The 6,634-nt window shown below is 48.4% G+C and carries 5 protein-coding genes; 2 read left to right on the top strand and 3 right to left on the bottom strand.

Going from position 1 to position 6,634, the window contains the following annotated elements; translation table 11 throughout:
• The coding region (locus V3S16_RS13435) for an ATP-binding protein (protein ID WP_413885762.1) at window positions 1–1,201 on the top strand (1,201 nt) is incomplete at its 5' end.
• A gap of 246 nt (window positions 1,202–1,447) precedes the next feature.
• Entirely contained in the window at window positions 1,448–4,429 is a 2,982-nt protein-coding gene (locus V3S16_RS13430) for a chemotaxis protein CheW (protein ID WP_413885761.1), read from the top strand.
• 111 nt (window positions 4,430–4,540) lie between these two features.
• Here the strand turns inward: V3S16_RS13430 and V3S16_RS13425 are convergent, their stop codons facing one another.
• The 3 genes from V3S16_RS13425 to V3S16_RS13415 all read right to left on the bottom strand — a co-directional run.
• Window positions 4,541–5,041: a DUF4411 family protein gene (locus V3S16_RS13425; RefSeq protein WP_413885759.1), complete on the bottom strand. Its 501-nt coding sequence runs from the start codon at window positions 5,039–5,041 to the stop codon at window positions 4,541–4,543.
• Window positions 5,042–5,043: 2 nt separating this feature from the next.
• Complete coding sequence (locus tag V3S16_RS13420; RefSeq protein WP_413885757.1) at window positions 5,044–6,195, bottom strand: ImmA/IrrE family metallo-endopeptidase; 1,152 nt, start codon at window positions 6,193–6,195, stop codon at window positions 5,044–5,046.
• Window positions 6,196–6,319: 124 nt separating this feature from the next.
• Window positions 6,320–6,634, bottom strand: a 315-nt coding sequence (locus V3S16_RS13415) for a hypothetical protein (RefSeq protein WP_413885755.1), incomplete at its 5' end; no start/stop codon positions are given.

Below are 6,634 nucleotides of genomic sequence, written 5' to 3'. Positions count from 1 at the left end.
CAGGTCCGGCGGGATAGTCGTTCTGGAAAAGGGGAAAGAACCTCTTAGCACAAAGATCTCGCCGGCGTTGAACAAGATGCTTGGAAAAAGGGATACCGTGTCGTTTGTGTTGAGTGAAGAGGGCAGGGACACCATGTTCGCCTATACGCCGATTTCAATATCTCTCGGATCCGGGAAAGTAGGGTTCGGCGGCAGCTACGAGTCGCTTGACCATATGATGGGCAACAGGGGTGAGTTCTGGTACGTTATCCTGTCCCATGATTTATCCGAGATGCTAGGGTCTTTCAATCAAGGGGTGTACGCGATTATGTGGACTGGAGCGGTGTTAATCCTGATAATGGCAATAGTTGCGCTGGTTATCGGTAAGAAAGTCTCGCTTCCGGTAATGAGGATGCTTAGCGAAACGAAAAAAATTGGGAAGGGCGATTTTGACGTGAATATCGCAATTTCCTCCAATGACGAACTGGGTGACCTGGCCCGGTCTTTCAACAAAATGGCCAAGGACCTGAAAGAGACCACCAGACTGAAGGATAATTTCATATCCCTTGTATCGCATGACCTGAAAGGACCGCTCGGAACAATGCTTGGGTTCCTGAAGCTGGTACGCGATGATGAGGCGGAGCCGCCCGGTGTGGGCCAGAGGCGGATACTTGACGGTGCGATGGAGTCGGGGCAAAACATGGTTAGCCTGATTGAAAATATCCTTAATATCAGCAGGATTCGGAATGGAAAACTTGTGCCTAAGCTTGGTTCCATGGATGCCAACATGGTAGCGGTAAAGGCCATGGCTGGTTTTACACATGCTGCGGATGAGAAGGGAGTAAGACTGGTAAATAAAGTACCTGAAAAATCATACATATATGCCGACGACGCATTGTTTGGTGAAGTCATCCAAAACCTCGTATCAAATGCCATAAAGTTCTGCAATAAAGGGGATTCCATTACGATTTACATACCCGACGGTGAGCCAACCACGATAGCCGTTTCCGATACGGGCGTAGGCATCAACTCGAAACGCCTGGATGCAATTTTTAATTATGAAGAGAAAACATCCACCACCGGCACTGCCGGAGAGGTTGGTACCGGCATGGGGCTTCCGCTCAGCAGGGACATCATGAAAGCCCATGGCGGTGAATTGCTTGTTGAATCGACGGAAAATAAGGAAACAGTTTTTTACGCCAAACTGCCCGATATAAAGTAAGGCTCATCGTGGAAATGAGTGGGTAAGAAATAATAGTTATTCATGCCAATAGGTAGAAAGGAAGCGGTGGGGCAGACAATCCTGTCTGCCGTTTGCCCGAAGGGCAAATTAATCGGCGGCCCCATGGCCGCCCGACAGGCATGATTGCCTGTCTGCACCAATCCTAAACTAAATCACATCTCTGTTTTCTTGGCCAAAGTTATGGGATATATTTATACAAAGTCCCAAAAATAACATTAGGTGGATATGGAAGATTTTTCCGGCTTTTTAAACGAGTTTTTGGAGGAGACCGAAGAACACCTCCTTACGCTCAATTCATGCCTTCTTGAAATAGAAAAAGGAGGGGGAAAGGGCGGGCTCATCAGGGGAAAAATAGATTCCCTTTTCCGCGCGGCCCACACCATAAAAGGGCTGGCGGGAATGATCGAGCTGAAAAATATAGAAGAGCTTGCCCATTACGTGGAAGACGTTCTTGGCGAAATGAGGCGGGATGCCATCGCCCCCACTCCCGTCGTTATAGATATTCTTTTTAAGTCGGTCGATTTCCTGGTGACACAAATAAATACCCTTAAAACCGAGGGAACGGACAAAAACGTCAGGGCATACGGTCTGGTAAGGGCCCTCAAGGATGTTGTCGAAGGCAATGTTCCCGCGCAGGCGAAGGATGGGGAACAGCCGTCAATTCTGGAAAAAATCGGAATTGACTACTATGGCCTGGGCGAGGCGGAGCTTTCCCTTATTGAGGAGGCATATAACGCGGGACAGTCAATTTACGAAATAACAAAAGAATTCAGCGGGGGGCTGATGCCAAAGAGAATGAGAGGACTCCCCGTCTTTAAACTGGTAGAAGAAAACGGACGCCTTATCGTTACCCACCCGACTTTTAGAGAGATTTTCCGTGAAAAGGGAATCGTAAACTGCCGGGTGCTTTTCAGCTCGGCGGAACCGCCCGATAAGATAAAGGATATATTAATGGATCCCGTGCGGGTTTTGCATTACGGGAAAAGCGGCTTTGCGAAACCAAAAGCGCACGCCGGCCTTTCGGAAATTCTGTCGTCTTTGGACAAGGCAATTATTGCCGAGTACCTTGCGGACGTATCCGAACTGGCCGGGTCAATAGATCGCGGCCTCCTCATTTTGGAAAACGACCCGTCCAGAACAGATATTCTTGTAAACTTGAAAAAAGACCTTAACGCCATAAAGGGCGGCTCGGCCATGCTGGGCTTTTCGAAAATATCCTCCCTTACGGCCGACATGACGAGCTTTCTGGCATCGATTGAAGCAAAAAACGTGGCCATTGACAGCCGGATTCTTATAGTTCTGTTTGAATGCACGAAGACCGTGCGCAAGCTTTTTGATGAAATTCGTCAACGAAAAGACACCGGCGCCGGGATAGAGAGGGAAATCGGCTTGTTGGAAGGGGCTCTTGGAGAAACCTTTAAGGTGGCGGGAAAAATCGGTGAGTTGAAGAGCGCTATGAAAATGGCCGCGGTTGATCTGGATTTCCTGGACGACAGGGAAATGGCGATGATTACCGAAGAGCACGAAAAATCGCTTGCCATTTTCGATATGAAGATATTTTTTAAAAGTGGAGCTATTGGGGAAGGCCATGAGCCGTTGGTAGTGCTGCCGATTATCGAAGAGGCGGGAAATATCATAGTGCGCATTCCACTTATCGAAGACGTGCCGGACATAAACGGGTTCAACGCCGATGAATTCAAAATGGGCTTTCGCTTTCTCTTTTCCTCGGAGCTTGAGGAGGACGACATAAGAATGCACATCATGAAAGGGGTTGGAATCAAAACAGTCGAACTGAAGGAAGTCCTCAAGAAAAAGGATGTATGGGGCGCGCCGGTCCCGGATGGAACTCTCCTTGAAGTTTCAAGGGAAGCCGCGCCCGGCATTCCCGGGGTGGAAAAGGAAAAGTTGGCCGAAAAAGCGAAGAAGAGAATAGTGGAAAAGGGGACGAGCACCATACGCGTGGATATCGAAAGGCTGGACAACCTCCTTAACCTGGTGGGCGAGCTTGTTACGGACCGAACCCGTTTCGGACGCATAACCGATGAACTGAAGAACCGCAACCGCAGCGATCCGCTTTCAAAGCAGTTGACGGAAACAAACCTCCTCTTCCAGAGACACATGAACGAGATTCAGGGAATGATAATGTCGGTGCGAATGGTGCCGATCGGAAACGTATTCAACAGGCTTCCGCGCATGGTGCGGGACCTTTCGAAAGCGCTGGGCAAAAAGGTGGAAATCGAATTCTTCGGCAAGGAAACGGAACTGGATAAAACGCTCGTGGAGGAAATATCCGATCCCCTGATGCACATTGTAAGAAATTCTATCGATCACGGAATAGAAACGCAGGGGGAACGCAGGGCGGCCGGGAAAAATCCCGTTGGGACGATAAAATTGGAGGCCTATCAGGAAGGAAATAATATTGTCATAAAGGTGTCGGACGACGGGCGCGGGCTTAACATAGATCAGATCCACGCAAAAGCCCGGCAGATGGGGCTTATTACGGGCGAAGAAGAGCGCCTATCCGAAGATGAGATAGTTCACTTCATATTCGAGCCGTCCTTTACCACCGCCGAAATCACCACAAAGATTTCGGGACGAGGCGTCGGCATGGACGTGGTGAAAAAGAACATCATAAAACTAAAGGGCCTTATAGACGTCCATTCGGAGCCGGGCAAGGGCGCAACGTTTTTGATAAGGCTGCCCCTTACGCTGGCGATCATTCCCGCCCTTATGGTGGGCGTGGGGGAGGAGACCTTCGCCGTACCCCTTTCCGCGGTTGTGGAGTCGATACGCATAACTCCAGCCGAAATACGCATTCTTCATGGCAGGGAGATGATAGACCTGCGCGGGTCGGTAATGCCGCTATTGCGCCTTGGCGATTACTTCCAACTTCACAGGAAAAGGGCGAGGGGCATGAAAAGTGAAAGAAAGGATAAACCGCGCTTATCAAAGAAAACCGACGCCGTATTCGTCGTGGTCGTCGGCATTGCGGAAAAAAGGCTGGGGCTTGTGGTGGATGAACTTTTCCAGCAGCAGGAAATCGTCATAAAAAATATCGGCTCGATCCTTAAGGACATTCACGGCATAGCCGGCGCGTCGATTATGGGCAACGGGGAGGTGGCCCTTATCATCGACGTGGGGCAGATAATAGAGGAAGGCTCCAGACAGGAAACAACGGCGGCTAAATCACAGGGGAACATGGAATAGTCCTGAAGGGGGGCGGCCTCATGCCGGTTTGATTCTACCCCTCGGCTCTAAAAAACCAACGACCTTTCTGGGTTGTTATATTTTTCAGTTTATTGAAATCACTCTGGGAGGCTATCCGAATTGTACTCCAAGTTCTCTTAACATTACAAAAGTATCAATACATCTCTTATCATCAAAAGCCTTACACACATTAGGGATTGGTACCTTTTTTTGAATATCGCGTGAAAATACTTCATGCGTCACGACAACATAATCTTTTACAATTGCAAAAGCTATTAACCACCCATCCGCACCGCTTGCAAAGTCCGCCCTTGCTGGATCATTAAACTGGTCTTGATTATTCACCCAATTCATAATCTCACCAAATTTCTGCACAATTTCTGGCTCATCAGTTGAATCGAAGGCATCATCAAAGTCTCCATCTACCCAGTCCGCAAGTTCATTTTTCATTCTCGAACACTCACCTTGAATGCGGTCAATGCTCCGAATCTGTCCGCTACTTGCATGGCTTATCAAGCTATCCCAAAAAGCAGGTACAAGGTCGAATGCATAATGGCGGTTCGCAGATTCAATAAAAACATTGGCATCGAGAGCATATTTGACATCTGGCACAGCTAGTATTTTCCGCCCTCGATAGAGGATGTATAACGGTCAAAGGTTGCACCATACAGACCTGTTAATTTGTAGGCTTCAGAGTAAAGTAACTTACCTTCCTTTGCTGCCCGAAGTACGAATGATGCGAAACGCTGTCCTACACGCACATTCTGGTTATTATAAAAATCTCCTCCTGGTGCCCTACTTGCCGCTTTTCGGCGTTCATCGCTGAGATAGGCTCTATAAAACTCCAAGAATCTATTTTTATCAATAAGAGCAATATCCAAAGCCCTACGGGCAGCCACAAGCGCACTAACCTTATACTCCCGTGCTATCTTTTGGAATGGTTCCGAATCATTTTCGAATGTATGCCACAGAGAGCGTAAACTATTTTCCGGAATTAGAAGTTCCGCGGCTATTCTATTGCATACTTGTTCAGTTGGGTCGTTTGCCGGCTGCATTTCACGCAAATCAAAACCTGCGCTGCTCCCAAGGAATACATGCGCTACTTCATGGGCAAGCGTAAACATTTGTGCGGCCTTGCTATCAGAACCATTGACAAATATAAGTGGGGCATACTCATCTACAAGAACGAACCCGCGAAATTCACTAGGGTTAAGTTTGCAATGGGTATTGTTCCCGAGAACGCCGTTAATCACAACCATTATCCCTGCTTCTTCCATAGCTTCTCGAAGAGCACTGAGAGCATCTGTCCACGTTGGCTGCATGGCAGCCCACCCTTCTTCAAGGCGAAGTGCTTGCCTAATAAGCTCTGCTACTGATGTAACCTCTTCCTGAACCCTTGAAGAGTTTACAAGCGGAAGCCTGTCCTGACCTTCCTCAATCAAATACTCGCGCATCCATATTTGCCGTTGTTGCATCATTTGAACGGTTTGCAAAAGTTCAGGAGATGGTGTGCTCATAAGGTCATCGCTATATGTTCTGAAAAACGGGAATGGTAAGCGGTCCTCAGGTGGTTCATTAAGAAAGAAAAAACCCAGCGGCGTCAATGTTTTTTTTGCCAAGATTTCCACTTGTCTTAGCGTTGGTTGCACCTCACCTGTAATCCATTGTTCGATTTTTGGAAACTTGTTTTGCAGTTCATCAACCGTCCGATGTGAGCGCTCTAATGCCCAAAGCAAAAGCTCTTTGTTAACAGCAACTCTGCTCATTCCACCACATGCCCCCTATGTAAATCCTGTCTGTAACAGCCTAAGTACATCATACACTACATGATTTTGATCATTATGAAGTGATAACGATTATTTTGCACAAAGCCTTCAATACTTTCATTTATCAAAACCCTCCGGCCTTTTTCGCCGCAAGACCGGCGGCGATGCCCGCGGCTATATAAAGAGCGGCGGCGAGAATTAGCACGTTGCCGAACCCCAACGAAAGCGCCAGCAACGGCGCGGCGGCGGCCCCTATGACCGATGCGAATCCGTTTGCCGCCATTCCCCACGGAATTGTTTCATCCGACGTTGAGCCGAGAACCCTTAGCCCCAGCGGGTAGGGAATTCCCATAACGAACCCGCACGCCGCAACCGAAAACGAAAATAAAAAACCGTTCAGCGCCCCCCCGCCCGCAGAACTGAAAACCGCGCCTGAAAA

This window comes from Candidatus Desulfatibia sp. (assembly GCF_036446775.1).
Taxonomy (GTDB): domain Bacteria; phylum Desulfobacterota; class Desulfobacteria; order Desulfobacterales; family UBA11574; genus Desulfatibia_A.
The sequence above is the reverse complement of the archived record's forward strand: the minus strand, read 5'-3'. Positions and strand labels throughout refer to the sequence as shown.

What these genes read in the sequence shown, in the direction of transcription:
- V3S16_RS13430 (WP_413885761.1), top strand. Translation starts at nt 1,448, where the DNA reads ATGGAAGATTTTTCCGGCTTTTTAAACGAGTTTTTGGAGGAGACCGAA.
- V3S16_RS13420 (WP_413885757.1), bottom strand. Translation starts at nt 6,195, where the DNA reads ATGAGCAGAGTTGCTGTTAACAAAGAGCTTTTGCTTTGGGCATTAGAG.